General features: G+C 64.6%; 14 protein-coding genes. 8 read left to right on the top strand and 6 right to left on the bottom strand.

Annotation, left to right across the window (positions count from 1 at the left end; genetic code table 11):
* Positions 1-292: 292 nt before the first annotated feature.
* The 3 genes from IZU87_RS01835 to IZU87_RS01825 all read left to right on the top strand — a co-directional run bounded on the left by IZU87_RS01835 (position 293) and on the right by IZU87_RS01825 (position 3,935).
* A complete protein-coding gene (locus IZU87_RS01835) occupies positions 293-910 on the top strand; it encodes a TetR/AcrR family transcriptional regulator (protein ID WP_043333114.1) in 618 nt (205 codons plus the stop codon).
* Between the two features lie 148 nt (positions 911-1,058).
* Complete coding sequence (gene dusA, locus IZU87_RS01830) at positions 1,059-2,066, top strand: tRNA dihydrouridine(20/20a) synthase DusA (protein ID WP_052384479.1); 1,008 nt, start codon at positions 1,059-1,061, stop codon at positions 2,064-2,066.
* Positions 2,067-2,537: 471 nt separating this feature from the next.
* Entirely contained in the window at positions 2,538-3,935 is a 1,398-nt protein-coding gene (locus IZU87_RS01825) for a peptide MFS transporter (protein ID WP_213113501.1), read from the top strand.
* Between the two features lie 122 nt (positions 3,936-4,057).
* Here IZU87_RS01825 and IZU87_RS01820 read toward each other — a convergent pair whose 3' ends face one another.
* A complete protein-coding gene (locus IZU87_RS01820; protein ID WP_043333116.1) occupies positions 4,058-5,083 on the bottom strand; it encodes a succinylglutamate desuccinylase/aspartoacylase family protein in 1,026 nt (341 codons plus the stop codon).
* Between the two features lie 233 nt (positions 5,084-5,316).
* On the opposite strand from IZU87_RS01820, the gene IZU87_RS01815 reads away from it, so the two are divergent.
* The 4 genes from IZU87_RS01815 to IZU87_RS01800 all read left to right on the top strand — a co-directional run bounded on the left by IZU87_RS01815 (position 5,317) and on the right by IZU87_RS01800 (position 7,819).
* Positions 5,317-6,087 carry a sulfite exporter TauE/SafE family protein gene (locus IZU87_RS01815; protein ID WP_349305156.1) on the top strand — a complete coding sequence of 257 codons (771 nt, stop codon included), beginning with the start codon at positions 5,317-5,319 and terminating at the stop codon, positions 6,085-6,087.
* 116 nt (positions 6,088-6,203) lie between these two features.
* The gene (locus IZU87_RS01810; protein WP_213113499.1) at positions 6,204-6,545 is read left to right on the top strand and encodes a DOPA 4,5-dioxygenase family protein; all 342 of its coding nucleotides are present in this window, start codon (positions 6,204-6,206) and stop codon (positions 6,543-6,545) included.
* A gap of 114 nt (positions 6,546-6,659) precedes the next feature.
* A complete protein-coding gene (locus tag IZU87_RS01805; protein WP_043333118.1) occupies positions 6,660-7,151 on the top strand; it encodes a CreA family protein in 492 nt (163 codons plus the stop codon).
* Between the two features lie 176 nt (positions 7,152-7,327).
* Positions 7,328-7,819 (top strand): pyridoxamine 5'-phosphate oxidase family protein, encoded by a 492-nt coding sequence (locus IZU87_RS01800; RefSeq protein ID WP_043333119.1) that lies wholly within the window; start codon positions 7,328-7,330, stop codon positions 7,817-7,819.
* Between the two features lie 180 nt (positions 7,820-7,999).
* Here the strand turns inward: IZU87_RS01800 and adhP are convergent, their stop codons facing one another.
* Both adhP and exaC read right to left on the bottom strand, forming a co-directional pair.
* Positions 8,000-9,028 (bottom strand): alcohol dehydrogenase AdhP, encoded by a 1,029-nt coding sequence (gene adhP, locus IZU87_RS01795; RefSeq protein WP_213113498.1) that lies wholly within the window; start codon positions 9,026-9,028, stop codon positions 8,000-8,002.
* Between the two features lie 331 nt (positions 9,029-9,359).
* Positions 9,360-10,880 (bottom strand): acetaldehyde dehydrogenase ExaC, encoded by a 1,521-nt coding sequence (gene exaC, locus IZU87_RS01790; protein WP_043333120.1) that lies wholly within the window; start codon positions 10,878-10,880, stop codon positions 9,360-9,362.
* A gap of 436 nt (positions 10,881-11,316) precedes the next feature.
* On the opposite strand from exaC, the gene IZU87_RS01785 reads away from it, so the two are divergent.
* Positions 11,317-12,126 (top strand): response regulator, encoded by an 810-nt coding sequence (locus IZU87_RS01785; protein ID WP_213113497.1) that lies wholly within the window; start codon positions 11,317-11,319, stop codon positions 12,124-12,126.
* Positions 12,127-12,215: 89 nt separating this feature from the next.
* Here the strand turns inward: IZU87_RS01785 and IZU87_RS01780 are convergent, their stop codons facing one another.
* The 3 genes from IZU87_RS01780 to nosP all read right to left on the bottom strand — a co-directional run bounded on the left by IZU87_RS01780 (position 12,216) and on the right by nosP (position 16,475).
* Entirely contained in the window at positions 12,216-13,532 is a 1,317-nt protein-coding gene (locus IZU87_RS01780) for an Nramp family divalent metal transporter (protein ID WP_240548686.1), read from the bottom strand.
* Between the two features lie 284 nt (positions 13,533-13,816).
* Positions 13,817-15,295, bottom strand: a complete 1,479-nt coding sequence (locus IZU87_RS01775; RefSeq protein ID WP_213113496.1) for an ATP-binding response regulator — start codon at positions 15,293-15,295, stop codon at positions 13,817-13,819.
* On the bottom strand, positions 15,285-16,475 hold the full coding sequence (gene nosP, locus IZU87_RS01770) for a nitric oxide-sensing protein NosP (protein WP_213113546.1): 1,191 nt from the start codon (positions 16,473-16,475) through the stop codon (positions 15,285-15,287). Before nosP ends, IZU87_RS01775 begins: the two co-directional genes overlap by 11 nt.
* Positions 16,476-16,538 lie beyond the last annotated feature (63 nt).

Below are 16,538 nucleotides of genomic sequence, written 5' to 3'. Positions count from 1 at the left end.
CTCCTTCGGAATGATGAGCCAGATGCGCGGGGCCTCAGGGGCGGGCTGCCAGTCAGTGGCATGAAGCCTTGAGCAGCGACCCTGAGGATGCAGGGCAAGATATGAGCAAACGCTCAAAATAACGCCTGACCATCCGCTGCACTGCGTTGTCGGGGAACACACTAGCTGGATTTGAGCGATCATTCAAGTTAAACTTGAGTACTCACTCAATACCTTGCTCCTTGCAGACCGCCCGCTTCGCCAAGCCGCGCGAAGACAGGCGTCACTCGCGAGCCCCATCGTCAGGACAGCCATGCCACGCGCGACCTTGCACAACCGCCAGGATTCCCTCGAACGGGCGCTCAATCTCTTCTGGCAGAAGGGCTTTCATGCCACTTCGCTGAAGGATATCGAGCACGCGCTCGACATGCGTCCCGGCAGCATCTACGCCACCTTCGGCAGCAAGGATGGCCTCTTCCAGGAAGCACTGGACTGCTATTCCGCGCGCAGCCTGCGCGAGATGGAAAGCCTGATGGCCAGCCACGACTCGCCATTGACCGCTCTCGCCACCTATATCCGCAAGCTCGGCGGACTGCGCGATTGCGAGGTGCCGTCCCGCGCCTGCATGCTGGCCAAGAGCCTGCTGGAACTCGGCGAGCGTGAACAGGCCGCCCGCGACAAGGTCGAGACGCTGCTCGCCAACATGGAAGCCCGCTTCCGCCAGGCCTTCGCGGACGCCCGCGACGCCGGAGAACTCATCGACCCCGAGCGCCCCGCTCACCAGCCGGAACGCCTCGGCCGTCGCCTGCAGGCCGAAGTCATGGGCCTGCGCGCCTACGCCCAGCGCGAAGGCGAAAGCGAAGCCGTTCGCCAGCTCGCTGAAGACATCGCCCAGGATATCGAGGCGCTGAAGGTCAACAACACGCATTGAGCCATGAGCGGCGCATTGGCTCGCGGCTCCCTCTGACTCGGCGCTTCGCCTCACAAGCTGCTAGAATCACCGCCCGCTTGTCTCGACAGCGCCTGCACCTGATGCTCCGATCCCTGCTCCCACACCAGCCGATATGACTGCCATGCCGATGACACCGATTGACCGCACCTTTTCCGTTGCGCCGATGATGGAATGGACGACCCGAGACTACCGCGCCTTCGCGCGCGTGTTGAGCCGTCGTACGCTGCTGTACACGGAGATGGTGACCACCGGGGCATTGCTGTTCAATCCGGACCGCGAGCGCTTCCTCGGTCACGACGAGACGGAGCATCCGCTGGCGTTGCAGCTGGGTGGCAGCGACCCTCAGGCGCTGGCCGAGTGTGCGGCGATCGCCGAGAGCTGGGGCTATGACGAGGTGAACCTGAATGTCGGCTGCCCGAGCGATCGCGTGCAGAACAACATGATCGGTGCCTGTCTGATGGGCCATCCGGAGCTGGTGGCCAAGTGCGTGGCGGCGATGCAGGCGCAGGTGAAGATTCCGGTGACGGTGAAGTGCCGCATCGGGATCGATGATCAGGATGAGGACGCCGATCTCGAGCGCTTCATCACCACCGTGGCCGATGCCGGCTGCGACACCTTCAGCGTGCATGCGCGCAAGGCATGGCTGCAGGGCCTGTCGCCGAAGGAGAACCGCGATGTGCCGCCGCTGAACTATGGCCGCGTGCACCGCCTCAAGCAGGCGCACCCGTCATTGCATATCGGCATCAACGGCGGCCTGAAGCTGATGGATGAGCTGCACGAGCAGCTGGAGCATGTCGACAGCGTGATGGTCGGCCGTGAGGCGTACCACAACCCCTGGTTGCTGGCGACGGTGGACAGCGAGCTGTACGGCGAGGCCGAGAATCCGCACACCAGCCGCCACGATGCGCTGCGTGCCTTCCGCCCCTACATCGAGAAGCGTCTCGCCGAAGGCGTGCGCCTCAACCACATCAGCCGCCATCTGCTGGGGCTGTTCCAGGGTCAGCCGGGCGGCCGCCAGTTCCGCCGTCATGTCTCCGAGAACGCCCACAAGCCGGGTGCGGGCATCGAGGTCATCGATGACGCCATGGCGCGCGTGCCGGAGCACCGGCCCGAGGCACAGGTCGAACAGGCCTGATCGAGCTGGCCTGATCGAGCTGGCCTGTTCGCGCCGCTTCTGCTCTCTCTTCATCCCCCTATCTTCTGCCCTCTCTCTTGAGAGCAGCGCTTTCAAGAGACAGTCCCCCGACACCCGGCCCTCGCGCCGGGTGTCGTCGTCTTGGCAGTCAGCAAAGTGACGACACTGCACTGGCAGGCGTGACACCTGACGCAACCCTGCGTCGCCATCTAAGCTAATAACCCCTTAAATACCAACAACATGCATGACTTTCGTTTGATCGTCTGACAAAGCCATCTCACGCAGAATGGCTGACCCTACGGACAACAACCGGTCTCGACATCGTCACGCCATGCTCGCGTGATGTCAGCCACACAACTGCTCCGTCATCGGCGATTCCTCCACAGTCCTCCTCTGCAGACCTGTGGGCCGGTCCATGCAGTCCCGTCATCCGGGCTGCGCTGCTTCTGCTGACACTTCCTTCGAGGTTCCATGTCCACACACTCCCCTACCGGAGCCAACAGCCGTGAGCTGTTCGGGCATCCGGCCGGACTCTATCTGCTGTTCTCCACGGAACTGTGGGAACGCTTCTCCTACTACGCCATGCGTGCCCTGCTGGTGCTCTATCTCACCGATGCCGTCACCAGTGGCGGTCTGGGCTGGAATCAGGGCGACGCCCTGCAGCTGTATGGCATCTTCACGGGCCTGGTGTACATCACGCCGATGTTCGGCGGAGCACTGGCCGACAACTGGCTGGGCGCCCGCCGTGCGATCCTGATCGGGGGTCTGATCATGGCGACCGAGCAATTCGTGCTCGCCGTGCCGCCGGCCATGAGCGGTCTCGACCCCGAGCTGCTGCTGTATATCGGGCTCGGCCTGCTGATCGTCGGCAACGGCCTGTTCAAGCCCAACATCTCCACGATGGTCGGTGATCTCTATCAACAGGGCGATCATCGCCGTGATGGCGCCTTCACCATCTTCTACATGGGCATCAACATCGGTGCGCTGCTGTCGGGCATCGTCGCGGGTTCCATGGCCGAAGGCTATGGCTGGAATGCTGGCTTCCTGGTGGCCGGTATCGGCATGCTGCTGGCAGTCACCATCCAGCTCATCTTCGCGCCGCGCCATCTGGGTGACCTGGGGGTCGAACCCAGCGCCCGCCGTGAGGCACGCCTGAGCAAGAGCAGCAACCGCAAGACACCGCTGAGCCGCGAAGAGCGTGACCGCATCAAGGTCATCATGGTGCTGGGCCTGTTCACCATCCTGTTCTGGGCCGGTTTCGAGCAGGGCGGCGGCCTGATGGCGCTGTATGCGCAGGACTACACCGACCGCATGCTGATGGGCTTTGAAGTGCCGGCGGCCTGGTTCCAGTCGCTCAATCCGCTGTTCATCATCCTGCTCTCGCCGCTGCTGGCGGGTCTGTGGACGCGCATGGACAACCGCGAGCCCAGCTCGCCGGTCAAGTTCGCCTTCGGCCTGATCGCCCTCGGCATCGGCTTCGTGTGCATGATCGGCGCAGTGCTGGAGCAGAAAGCCGCAGGCAGCGCCTCGATGATGTGGCTGGTCGGTGCCTTCTTCTTCCACACTCTCGGCGAGCTGTGCCTGTCGCCGGTGGGGCTGTCGATGGTCACCAAGCTGTCACCGGTGCGCATGGGCGCGCTGATGATGGGCGCCTGGTTCGCCTTCGTGGCGCTGGCCAACTACCTGGCCGGGATGATCGGCTCGCTGGTCGGCGAAGCCGGTGCCATGAGCGTGTTCGGCGGCATCGCCATCACCGGCGTGCTCGGCGGCCTGCTGTTGCTGGTGTTCGCCGGCAAGCTGGTGGACTGGATGCACGGCGCGGAAGCGCGTCATGACGGCCCGCTCGAGACCCAGACCAGCCACGGCTGAGTGCTCTGTGGCTGTCGCTTTCGACCAGACGACAGACTGTTACAACGCAAACGCCCCGCTCATTGAGCGGGGCGTTTGCGTTATCACTGCCAGCAACAGGGCCGTAAGGGGGCGTGAAGCGCCTAGATGGAATCCGGCACGAACAGCTGCTGGAAGTTGTCGACGGCGCTCTCGGCATCGTCGATCGCATGGAAGCGCGCCACGTGATAGAGCGCCTCGCCCTCATTGGCCAGCGGCAGATTGGCCATGCCGATGATGATGCCATCCGCGGGTGACAGCACCTCGCTTTCGCTGTTACCGAAGGGGTCGGCGACGATGCCCAGCACCTGATGCTTCTCGACGCGGTCCCCCAGGCCTACTCGGCTCTGGACGATGCCATCGATGGAGGCCCGCGCCCAGCTGGAGCCGTTGGACATCTCCACCGCACGCGAGCTGGGCTTGCGGTCGCGGTCCTTGGCCAGCATGCCGATGGAGCGCATCACGCGCTTCACGCCGCTGACCCCCGGGCGAATCGCCCACTCATCGAAGCGCAGTGCCTCACCGGCCTCATAGGTGATGACCGGCACGCCGCGCTCGCTGGCATAGGCGCGCAGACTGCCCTCGCGCAGCTCGGCATTCAGCAGCACCGGCGCACCGAAGGCGTCCGCCATCTGACGCGTGGCATCACTGCCGGTCATGGTGGCGCGGATCTGCGGCAGGTTGGTGCGATGAATCGCGCCGGTGTGCAGGTCGATGATGTGGGTGGCCTGATCGGCGATCTGCTCACGGAACAGCGCCGCCACCCGCGAGCCCAGTGAGCCGCTCTCACTGCCCGGGAAGCAGCGATTGAGGTCACGGCGGTCCGGCAGGTAGCGCGTGTGCTGCACGAAACCGAAGACGTTGACGATGGGCACCGCGATCAGGGTGCCGCGCAGCCGCGCGAGACTGGAACTCTTGAGCAGCCGCCGCACGATCTCGACGCCGTTGATCTCGTCACCGTGGATGGCACCGCACACCAGCAGCACCGGGCCGGGCTGGCGACCATGCACCACCTCGACGGGGATGTGCAGCGGCGCATGGGTGTAGAGCTTGGCGACAGGCACATCGACCTGGGCCCGCGTTCCCGGCGCGATGCGGGTACCGCTGATTTCAAATGGAGCGCGTGACATCGCCACCTCAGAGATTGTTCGACCAACGAGCGGCAGGCACTGCGACATGCCCGCCAGATCAGGCTACTCGCCCAGTGTCTCGAAAGAAAACACTGTGCGACATGCGCCTTTTAGCGCATTGGTGCGCCAAGGGAAAGACTTCATTGCAGCGTGTCGGGATGAAGCGCGGCCAGAATTGTTCAACAATGGGCCTTCACGACTCACCTTGCCCGCCCTCTCGACATGAGATGCCCGTGACCGATTCTCTCGATGCCCTGCTGACACTGCCCGATTACTCTGCGCTGGCCTGGAGCGCGATCATCTTCTCGACCTACCTTACCGGCATCTCCAAGGGCGGCTTCGCCGGTGGCTTCGGCTCGCTCTCGGTGCCGCTGATGGCGCTGGCCATCGGGCCGCTGGAAGCCGCCGGCATCCTGCTGCCGCTGTTGCTGGTGATGGACTTTCTGAGCTCCCGCGTCTGGTGGGGCAAGCAGCTGTGGTCGGAGGTGCGCATCATCCTGCCCAGCGCCGCCATCGGCATCGCGGTGGGCGTGGTGCTGTTCGACGAGCTGGACGAGAACATGATTCGCGGCCTGCTGGGCGTCATCTCGCTGCTGTTCGCCGCCTATATGCTGTTCAAACCGACAGCCAGCAAACCGCTGCCCCGCTGGCTGGCCATTCCTGCCGGGGCCACCGCCGGTTTCACCAGCTTCTTCGCCCACGCCGGCGCCCCGCCCTACAACCTGTACATGATTCCGCGCCAGCACCCCAAGGAGACCTTCATCGCCACCACGGTGATCATCTTCGCTGGCATGAACCTGATGAAACTGGGCCCCTACGTGGCGCTGGGCGAGATCAACCTCACCAGCCTCTCCACCTCGCTGCTGCTGGTGCCGGTGGCCTGGGCGGGCGTCAGAAGCGGCCTGTGGCTGCAATCCCGCGTCAACGAGAAGCTGTTCTTCCGCCTGATCATCATCGCGATGGCGCTGGTGGGTGTGCAGTTGATCTACAAGGCCTGGGGCTGAGGGCCACAAGGCCCATCACGCCCTGACGGCCGCTGCCGCCAGCCATTGAAAACTCCCGGTACGGCCCTTGAGACCGAGTACTGGAATGCCCCCTTGAGAACGATCGAGACAACGCCATGACACACCACATCAGCTACTACCACGCCCATCTCTACTACACCGATGAGCAGAGCCTGGCCACCGCTCGCGAACTGGCGGCCCAGGCCGAGCAGCGCTTCACGCTGCGCGTCGGGCGCTTCCACCAGCAGCCGGTCGGCCCGCACCCGCGGTGGAGCTGTCAGCTGTCCTTCCTGCCTGAGGAATTCGGGCGCATCATCCCGTGGCTGGCACTCAACCGCGGCTCGCTGGACATCTTCGTGCACGCCGGCACCGGCAATGACCCCTTCGATCACACCCAGGGCGTGATGTGGCTGGGCAACTCGCATACGCTGAATCTCGCTGCCTTCGCCAGCGAGTGAGGCCGCGGCAAGCATTGAGCCCGCGGCAAGCATTGAGGCCAGGGCGATGGTTGACGCCCACCGCGGATCTGACACGCTATCATCGCCTGACACCACTGACTCAAGGATGCCCCCATGACGCGACTGCGCCGCCTTTCCCCTCGTGCTGCCCTGCTGGGTGTGATTGCCTCAGGCCTGCTGCTGGCCGGCTGTGATGACAACGAGGTCGGGGATGTCTCGCTGGGCCTGTTCACCACCAAGGACATCAAGATCGAGAGCCTGATCGACCCCAAGGTGCCGGGCGTGACCTGCCATCTGAGCAACATCGAGGCGGACCTCGACTTCTCCGATCCCTCCGACATGAGCATCGCCTGCCGCCAGACCGGCCCGATCACGGCGGAGATGATCGCCGACATCGACACCTCCAAGAGTGGCGAGGAGGTCTATCGCAAGTCCAAGAGCGTGCTGCTCAAGAGCCTCAAGATTCGCCGCATTCTGGATCGCGACTCCCAGAGCCTGCTCTATATCGCCTACAGCACCAAGGAAACCAGCGGCAGCTTCAAGCATGCACTGAGCAGCGTGCCGTTGTGGGGCAGCGACGCCTGGCAGGCCCCGGCAGCGCAGTGAGTCGCCTCGGCGCCTGAATAAAGCCCCGATTGATCAAGCGCTGACTCAACAAGCCCTGACTCATCAAGCGAAAGCTTCACCATCATCCCTTGAAGTTGGGGGGCGTCGCTCCAAGGTCTTGTGCAACGGCTAGCCAGCCGGATTTTCATTCGCATGACGCAAAGGAGTGACACACGATGTCGAGCCCGGAGCACAAGCAGAAGATCTGGAAGCTGATCAAGGATGTGAAGGTCGGCATGTTGGTGACGCAAGGCGACGGCATGCCCCACGCCCGCCCGATGCATCTGGTGCAGGATGACTACGACGGCACCCTGTGGTTCTTCACCCGCGCCAGCGCCGAGAAGGTGTTTGAGGCCAGAAAGGACAGCGAGGTCTGCCTGAGCTTTTCCGATCAGGATGATGGCGTCTACGTGTCGCTGAGCGGTCATGCCAATCTGCACCGCGATCAGGGCCTGATCGACAAGTTCTGGAACCCGTTCGTGGCCGCCTGGTTCCCGGAAGGCAAGGATGACCCCGACGTCACCCTGCTGGAGATCTCGGTGCAATCCGGTGAGCACTGGAAGGCCAAGGAGAGCAAGGCCTATCAGCTCTACGAGGTGGCGCGCGCCAACCTCGACAAGGACCACACCCCGGACATGGGCGAGAACGAGAAATTCGGCACGGTGTAAGCTAAAGCCCGAGCTCGTCATGGAGAGCTCTTTGCAGTGCCCGCGTGAGAGTCAACGCGCACGGCCATGCCAGACACGACAACGCCAGCCCTCGGGCTGGCGTTGTCGTGTCTGGCAACCTGCCGTTTCCAGCAGGCCTGGCGTTGGTGATGAAGGTTCAAGATCAGGCCAGCGAACGCCTCAGGCCTTCATGTCGAGCACGATGCGCCCCTCGATCTTGCCCTCGATCATGCGTCCGAAGATGTCGTTGATGTCCTCGAGCTTGCCGGTCTGCACGGTGGCGGCGACCTTGCCTTCCGCGGCGAAGTCCAGCGCCTCCTGCAGGTCCTGACGCGTGCCGACGATGGAGCCACGCACCGTGATGCCATTGAGCACGGTGGAGAAGATCGGCAGCGGGAAGTCGCCCGGCGGCAGGCCGTTGAGCACCAGGGTGCCGCCACGGCGCAGCATGTTCTGGGCCTGATCGAAGGCCTTGGGTGATACCGCCGTCACCAGCGCGCCATGCGCGCCGCCGATCTCGCGCTTGATGACGCTCGCCGGGTCTTCCTTCATGGCATTGACGGTCACGGTCGCGCCCAGACGGCGGGCCAGTTCCAGCTTGGCATCATCCACATCCACCGCCGCCACGTTCAGGCCCATGGCGCGTGCATACTGCACCGCCATGTGTCCCAGTCCACCGATGCCCGAGATCACCACCCACTGGCCGGGGCGGGTGTCGGTCATCTTGAGTCCCTTGTAGACCGTGACCCCGGCGCACAGCACCGGCGCGATCTCCACGAAGCCCACGCTGTCCGGCAGTCGGCCGACGTAGCCTGCGTCCGCCAGCGTGAACTGGGCAAAGCCGCCATTCACCGAATAGCCGGTATTCTGCTGGCTCTCGCACAGCGTCTCCCAGCCGCCCAGGCAATGCTCGCAGTGGCCGCAGGCCGAGTAGAGCCAGGGCACCCCGACACGGTCGCCTTCCTTGACGTGGGTGACGCCCTCGCCCACCGCCGCGATGGTGCCGACGCCTTCATGGCCGGGAATGAACGGCGGATTGGGTTTCACCGGCCAGTCGCCATGCGCGGCGTGCAGGTCGGTATGACAGACCCCGGAGGCGGCGACCTCGACCAGAATCTCGCCACGTCCCGGGCGCGGTACCGCGACCTCCTCGATCACCAGCGGTGCACCGAATTCACGTACCACGGCGGCTTTCATGCTGTTATCCATGACGTACTCCTCATCCATTGAAGACTGACGAACATTCAAGAAAGGCGGACATTCAAGACAGACGAACCAGCAGAGTTGCGGCGGAGAGTTGCGCCGGAGAGTGTGGGCTTGCGCCTGCATGCGCCAGCGCCCGTGCCAGCGTTTTTTCCAGCGCCCGAGCCTGCGCCCGAGCCAGTGCAAAGCTTGCCTCTCCATTGAAACCAGACGCAGCGCTCCCTGCCCTGCGCCAGATCAAGCAATCGGATCTGGCGCGGGCATCGATGTCATTTCTCAAGCAAGAATCGCGGGAGTCGTGCAGCACCACCAGTCACGGTGGCGCTGCCAGACAGGCCTAGAAGAAGCCGAGCGGATTGATGTCGTAGCTGACCAGCAGGTTCTTGGTCTGCTGGTAGTGCTCCAGTGCCATCTTGTGGGTCTCGCGACCGACACCGGATTTCTTGTAGCCACCGAAGGCGGCATGGGCGGGATACTGGTGGTAGCAGTTGGTCCACACGCGACCGGCCTGGATGCCACGGCCCATGCGGAAGGCGACATTCATGTCGCGGCTCCAGACACCGGCGCCGAGACCGAATTCGGTGTCATTGGCGATGGCCAGCGCCTCGGCCTCGTCACGGAAGGTGGTGACGGCCACCACCGGCCCGAAGATCTCTTCCTGGAAGACACGCATCGAGTTGTTGCCCTTGAGCAGGGTAGGCTGGATGTAATAGCCGTTGGCCAGCTCGTTCTCCAGCTGCTCGCTGCTGCCGCCGGTGAGCACCTCGGCGCCTTCCTCACGGGCGACATCCATGTAGGACATGATCTTGTCGAACTGCTCGCGGGAAGCCTGGGCGCCGACCTGCACGTCGGTGTCCAGCGGGTTGCCGCGCTTGATGGTCTTCACGCGCTCCATCACCCGGGCCATGAAGTCGTCGTAGATGCTTTCCTGGATCAGGGCGCGTGACGGGCAGGTGCACACCTCGCCCTGATTGAAGAACGCCAGTACCAGGCCTTCGGCGGCCTTGTCGATGAATTCGGGTTCGGCATTCATGATGTCGGCGAAGTAGATGTTGGGCGACTTGCCGCCCAGCTCCACCGTGGAGGGGATGATGCTGTCGGCGGCGCACTTGAGAATGTGCGAGCCCACGGGAGTGGAGCCGGTGAAGGCGATCTTGGCGATGCGCTTGCTGGTGGCCAACGCCTGGCCGGCCTCGGCCCCGTAGCCGTTGACGATGTTGAGCACGCCCGCCGGCAGCAGGTCATTGATCAGCTCCGCGAGCACCAGAATCGAGGCCGGGGTCTGCTCCGCCGGCTTGAGCACCACGCAGTTGCCGGCCGCCAGCGCCGGGCCGAGCTTCCAGGCCGCCATCAGGATCGGGAAGTTCCACGGGATGATCTGCCCGACCACACCCAGCGGCTCATGGAAGTGATAGGAGACGGTATTGGCGTCGATATCCGCCGCGGTGCCTTCCTGGGAGCGCAGGCAACCGGCGAAGTAACGGAAGTGGTCCGCCGCCAGCGGAATATCGGCGTTCAGCGTCTCGCGCACCGCCTTGCCGTTGTCCCAGGTCTCGGCGACGGCCAGCATCTCGAGGTTCTGCTCGATGCGATCCGCGATCTTGAGCAGGATGTTGGAGCGCTCCTGTACCGAGGTCTTGCCCCAGGCAGCGGCTGCCTTGTGGGCGGCGTCCAGCGCGAGGTCGATATCCTCCGCACTCGAACGCGGGATACGGCAGAAGGCCTCGCCCGTCACCGGGCTGACATTGTCGAAGTACTCACCCTTCACCGGCTCGACGAAGCGACCGCCGATATAGTTGCCGTAGATATCCTTGAACGTGACCAGCGCATCGGCGCTGCCCGGGGAGGCGTAGATCATGGCGAACTCCTGTTGGCCGGATTCACGAGAGGCGCTCGTGATCGACGGCCTGTTGTTGTCGTTGCTGCGCAGTCGTTGTCGTTACTGAAAAGTCGTTATCGTTGCTGAGAAGTCGTTGTCGTGTCAGCGAAACGCCTGTGTTGGCCCTTCTGCAGTGGCGCCGTTGGCGCTGACCCGCTGCCCGATCCATCAAGCGGTACTTGATCAGGCGACTCTCACAGTCTTGACCACTGACGCCAATCGCGACATGCCCCCATGGGCGGAGACCGTCTCATCCCTTGGGAGGAGAAAAGGGAGGAGAAAAGGAAGGAGAAACGAACGCCGCCATACCGCGAAGGCCGCAAGGCACGACACCACGCCATGACGTTATGCTCAGGCTAGCCATGAACAGAAAAGCCTTGATCAGGATATCGCCCGCCACCGGCCAGGAGCCTCCATGTACCGTCTGTTGATCGCGGATGACCATCCGCTGTTCCGTGATGCCATCAGTCGTACCCTGAGTCTGAGCGTCGCTGACGCGCCGGCGCCGCCCTACGAGCTGCTGCAGGCCGCCAGTCTCGCCGAGACGCTCAGCCTCATCGACGCCCATGCCGATAGCCTCGACCTGCTGCTGCTGGATCTCGACCTGCCCGACAGCCACGGCCTGGAAGGCCTGGCGCGCTTGCGCCAGGAGGCAGACTGGCTGCCGGTGGCGATACTCTCCGCCCACGAGGCGCGCGAGACGGTGCTGGAGGCGTTGGCACTCGGCGCGGTCGGCTATCTCTCCAAGTCGAGCTCGGCGGAGGTATTGCGCGAGGCGCTCGCGCGCATGCTGGCCGGTGAGGTCTATGTGCCCGCCCGCCTGATGCGCGCCGCCCCGCGTCCGGCGCTGGCGAGCCAGGCGGCTTCCTCATCCTCATCAGCCTCGGCATCGGCCTCAGCACCAGTGCCACCGCCAGCCCCTCAACTTGCGCCGAGCCTCAGCGAGGCGGAATTCGCGCAGCGGTGGCAGACCCTCACCACCAAGCAGCGCGGCGTGCTGGAGCGCATGGTGCTGGGCGAATCCAACAAGATGATCGCCTGGCAGCTGGGCGTGGCGGAAACCACCGTCAAGTCGCATGTCTCCGCCATCCTCCACAAGCTGGGGGTCGCCAGCCGGGTACAGGCGATTCTGCTGGCCAGCCACGCCCTGCCTGCCGTGTCTGGCGCGAGCGCGCCCCCTGCCTTCCCAAAACGCGCAACGCCCCGCCGGGGCGCTCACGAATGAGGCACACAGCGGGGCGTTGCGAGGGCCTGCCACCAGCAGGGCTTTTACCTCTCACAAGGGCATAGGAACTGGGGCATAAAGCATGAAGCCTACATCAGCTCGCCGACCAGCACATAGCCATTGAGCAGGATGATGATCGCCGCGACCAGCACCCCGATGGCCGTCACCCAGTGACGATTGACCAGGTCGCCCATCAGGCGGCGATTGGCGGTGAACATCAACAGCGGCACCAGCGCGAAGGGAATCCCGAAGCTGAGTACCACCTGGCTTGCGACCAGCACCTGCTGCTCCGGCAACTCCATCAGGATGATGGCGATGGCCGGTGCCATGGTGATCACGCGGCGCAGCCACATAGGAATGCGGAAGTTGACGAAGCCCTGCATCACTACCTGACCGGACAGGGTGCCGACGATGGACGAGGACAGCCCCGCCAGCAGCAGCGTGAAGCCGAAGATAAGACTCGCCGCATCCTGACCCATCAGCGGCGACAGCAGCTTGTAGCTCTCGGTGATGGAGGCCACGCCGGTCTCGCCGTTACCGTGGAAGACCTTGGCGGCCAGCACCAGCATCGCCATGTTGATCAAGCCGGCCAGCGCCATGCCGATGATGACATCCAGCCGGTAGTAACCCATCACGCGACGGCGCTGACCGCTGTCACGCACCCGGATGCGATTCTGGGACAGCGCGGAATGCAGGTAGATGACGTGGGGCATCACGGTGGCACCGAGGATGCCCGCCGCCAGGAAGATGGCGTGGCTATCCGGGAAGTTCGGCGACAGCAAACCGTAGATGATCGGCTCCACCGGCGGGCGACTGAGAATGATCTCGAGCAGGAAGCCCGCCGAGACCGCCAGAATCATCGCGCCGATGATCATTTCCATCATGCGGAAGCCGAAGCGCTGCATCACCAGCACCGCATAGGTGATGGCGCCGGTCAGCAGCGCCCCTTCCAGCATACTGAGCCCGAAGAGCAGATTGAAGGCCAGCGCCGCCCCCAGGAATTCGGCCAGATCGGTCGCGATAGCGACGATCTCCGCCTGCACCCAGAAGGCCCACACCACCGGACGCGGGAAGCGTTCACGGATGACCTCGGCCAGATTCTTGCCGGTCGCCAGCCCCAGCCGCGCGGACAGAGTCTGGATCAACATCGCCATCAGGTTGGCCCACAGCACCACCCACAGCAGGGTGTAGCCATAGCGGGAGCCGGCCTCGATGTTGGTCGCGAAGTTGCCCGGGTCGATATAGGCCACGGCGGCGATCATCGCCGGGCCGAGGAATGGCAAGGCGCGGCGCAGGCGGCCAGCGAGACGGACAGGGGAAGCTGTGTGCGCACCACCGGCAGCAGAGGCGTCGCCTTCGCTGCCCAGTGACATGCTTGCGGCATGACGTACGGATTTATCGGACATGACATTCAGCATGGGGGGAAAACCTGCCAGATCAATGACCCGCGAACAGATAAAGAAATATGCGGGAGGCTATGTGATCAGCATACACGCCAAATGCCATTGATTCTCATTAAAACAAGCGTGGTGCCCGATAGGCTCCTTCAATCACCCCCGTGGCGGACGCCTATTTGCCACTGTCTTTGCCTTCCCCCTTTCCAGTCTCTTCTTGAGGCCCCCTCAGCCTCTTTCCCAGCCCTCTTTTCCCTCCCCCTTTCCAACATCTCTTCCAGCCCTTCTGCGCGCGGCTAGCGACAATTGACCAGCAACTGGCGCAGGCGCAGTGGCTTGACCGGCTTTAGCAGAAACCCGAAACCGAGCGCACGCGCCCTGGCCTTGAGCGGCGCCGAGTGGTCCGCGCTGATCACCACCACCGGCAGGCCCGGCCAGCGTTGCCGCAGGCGTTGCGCCTGCTTGAGGCCATCGGGCTGCCCTTCGCCCAGCTGATGATCGACGATCAAGACCTGCGGCGTGGCCACGGCCTGCTGCAACAGCACCTCGGCATCCTCGGCGCAGTGGACACTCGCGCCCCAGCCCCCGAGCAATGACTGCATGCCGGCACACACCTCCCGATCATCCTCGACCACCCAGATAACGGTATCGAGCAGCGGCTGCGCGAGCGGTGACGCGCAAGGCTGGCCGGGAGAAGAGGCGTCAGCCGCCGGGCCTACCAAACTGGCAGGCTGACGAATCGGCACGCGGACCGCGAAGGCGGCGCCGCGCCCCGGCGTGCTGGTCAGCGACAGGGGGTGCTCCAGCAGGCCGGTGATGCGCTTGACGATCGCCAGCCCCAGCCCGAGGCCGCGCTGCTCGTTGTCCTGGCGCGGCGCCAGACGTCGGAATTCCTGGAAGACCACCTCGCGCTGATGCTCGGCGATGCCGGGGCCGTTGTCGGCCACGGTGATCTCCAGCCAGTCGCCGCGACGCCGACACCCCAGCAGCACCCGCCCGCGCGTCGAGCCATCCGGTACATGACGCAGCGCATTGCTCAGGAAGTTGCGCACCACTCGCGCCAGCAATTGCAGGTCCGACTCGATACTCAGATGACTGGCCACGTAATGCAGCTCGAGCCCACGGGCGGCGCCCAGCTGGCGATATTCCTCGGCGAGCACATCCAGCAGCTCACGCACCGGGAAGACGGCAACATCCGCCGTCAGCACGCCGGCATCCAGCCGCGAGATATCGACCAGCGTGCCCAGCAGACTCTCGACATCTGCCAGCGAGCGCCCCAGCCGCGCCACCAGCTCGCTGGGCGTGGCGTCGCCCGGCAGGGAATCATCCAGCGCCAGCCGCGCCAGTTGCTCTTCCAGGGCGCTGGCGAACAGCCGGGCGGCATTCAGGGGTTGCAGCAGGTCATGGCTGATGGCGGCGAGAAAGCGGGTCTTGGAGTGATTGGCCGCCTCGGCGGCGGCCTTGGCGGCGGTGAGGCGTCGATTGAGCGCCCCAAGCTCATCGAGGGTGCGATGCAGGGCATCGGTGCGCTCGCGCACCTGATCCGCCAGCAGCACCGCATGTTCGAAGGCGGCGTAGGGCGCGCTCGGTGAAGGGCTGCTGGATTCGACCCGCTCGATCAGGGCGGCGTTGATCTTCTCCAGCTGGCGATTGCGCGCCTTGAGGGCGGCGAGTTCGGCGCTTTGAGCATCCGTCTCAGTCTGGGTATCCGGCTCGGTCAGGGGGGCTGTCCTGGTCAGAAAGCCCTGTTCGGTCAGCGGCGTATCAGGCGACATCCTGTCCTCCCGTGCCGTCGGCAACCGACCGGTGCTGGCCGATCACCACACCGGTGAAGGTCTGGTTGATGTGCATGCCGTGGTGCTGCTCACCGTAGGTATTGAAGCCGATCACCCGGTGACGCCTGAGCATGCGCGAGGCCTCATCCTCCAGTGCCAGCGCCTCGATCTCCATGCGCCGCAGGAAGCAGTCGCAGCCGATGGTCAGCGCGGGCGGCCCAAGGCGCGCCTCCACCTCGGCCAGACGCTGCTCGAGCTGCTCGAGAATCGGCGTGGCCTGCATGGCGGTGAGCACGATGCCGGTCTCCACCGCGCAGTAGAAACTCAGGCTGGCATCGTCATTCACGCGCTGGATGGAGCGCACGTAATGCGCCTCGCCGATGCGCACCGCCAGCGGACAACGCGCGAAGACCGCCTCCTCCAGCGCTTCGGGCGCGACGCCGGCCAGCCGGGCGTACTCCTCGGCGGCGGGTTCGGCATTCAGCTCCAGCACGCGGCGCGAATCACGATCCACCGCCGTCACCACCAGCTTGTCGGCCAGCGGCGTGAGGTGATGGGTGCTGATGACCTCGAACGGCAGCCGCGTATTGACCACCACCACGACCGCCGCCTGATCATGGAAGACGCCATCGGCGTAGACATAGGTGTGCGACAGGCGATTGTCATCCCCGGCGGAGCCACCGAAGGCGGGAATGCTGCCCAGCGCCGCATCCAGCGTCGCCAGCACCTGCTCCTCGCTGCTCGAGAGCCCGTCGAGCAGCGTCAGCGCGAAGCTGTTGCCCATCACCGGCGCCACGGCCTGCTCGCGACAGCGTGCCAGCAGCTCGTCACTCAGCGCCTGGGCACGCGGAAGATCGAAACCGCTCAGATCATCGATCAGCACCTGCGCCAGCGCGAAGTCGCTGCGCGCAAGGCCGATGGCGGTGATGGAGCCGCGCGCATAGCCCGCGGGCGTGATCTCGCCGGCGGTGGTGCAGCCGCTTACCGGCACCTCGCCGAAGGTGGCGGCCAGCGCCTGGCCCAGTGCCGCCAGCGGATAATCCGCCGAGCAGAAGAACAGCACCCCGCCGAGACGCTCGCGACTTCCCAGCGCCAGATCAAGCGTTCGGGCAAGCTCGGCCACCGCCGCCTGCGGGTCCTTGAGCTGGCTGGCCGCCGTGGCCAGCGCCACGGCATGCATCTCGCTCTGTGGCTGCGCTCTTTCCTTCACGCGACTGCTGACGTCCGTCATGTCCCCTCCTCC

Origin of the sequence: Cobetia sp. MC34, from assembly GCF_018340035.1 — a bacterium.
GTDB classification, from domain to species: domain Bacteria; phylum Pseudomonadota; class Gammaproteobacteria; order Pseudomonadales; family Halomonadaceae; genus Cobetia; species Cobetia amphilecti.
Note: the sequence above shows the minus strand (reverse complement) of the source record. Positions and strands in the feature narration are given on the sequence as shown.